The sequence below is a fragment of the Mesorhizobium sp. M7A.F.Ca.US.006.04.2.1 genome, assembly GCF_004022915.1.
GTDB classification, from domain to species: Bacteria; Pseudomonadota; Alphaproteobacteria; order Rhizobiales; family Rhizobiaceae; genus Mesorhizobium; species Mesorhizobium ciceri.
Map to the genome: position 1 here is coordinate 1 of NZ_RZQA01001599.1, position 527 is coordinate 527.

1 protein-coding gene is annotated in these 527 nt (G+C 59.0%); it reads right to left on the reverse strand.

The genetic code is table 11. The annotated features are described in order from the left end of the window. Window positions 1–493 (reverse strand): signal peptidase I (lepB, locus tag EN925_RS38950; RefSeq protein WP_128337509.1); only part of this gene is annotated, 493 nt, incomplete at its 3' end. Between the last annotated feature and the right edge of the window lie 34 nt (window positions 494–527).

The window sequence follows — 527 nt, forward strand, 5'->3', positions numbered from 1 at the left end:
TGTCGTAGCTGACGCCGTTGGGCAGGGTCTCACGATAGACATCGATCGGGCGCGATTCCTCGGTGATGTCGGGATTGTCGATCTGGCCTGTTTTCACGCGCGGCACGCCGACGCCGTTGATGAAAAGCTGGCCGTCCTTGACCTGGATCTTGTCACCCGGCAGGCCGACAACGCGCTTGATGTAGTCGACGGACGGATCAGGCGGGAACTTGAAAACCGCCACGTCGCCGCGCTTCGGCTCGGCGCCCCAGATGCGGCCCGAAAAAATATCGGGTCCGAAAGGCAGCGAATAGCGCGAATAGCCATAGGACCATTTGGTGACGAACAGATAGTCGCCTTCCAAAAGCGTCGGCCGCATTGATCCCGATGGGATCGAAAAAGGCTGGAACAGCAGCGTGCGGATGACCAGGGCGAGCAAAAGCGCCTGGACGATGACGCTGACGGTCTCGCCAAGCCCGCCGGATTTCTTCTCGGATTTTTCAGCCACGCTCATGTCGTCCTCGATTGTGCGTTGGATGGTATAGAGT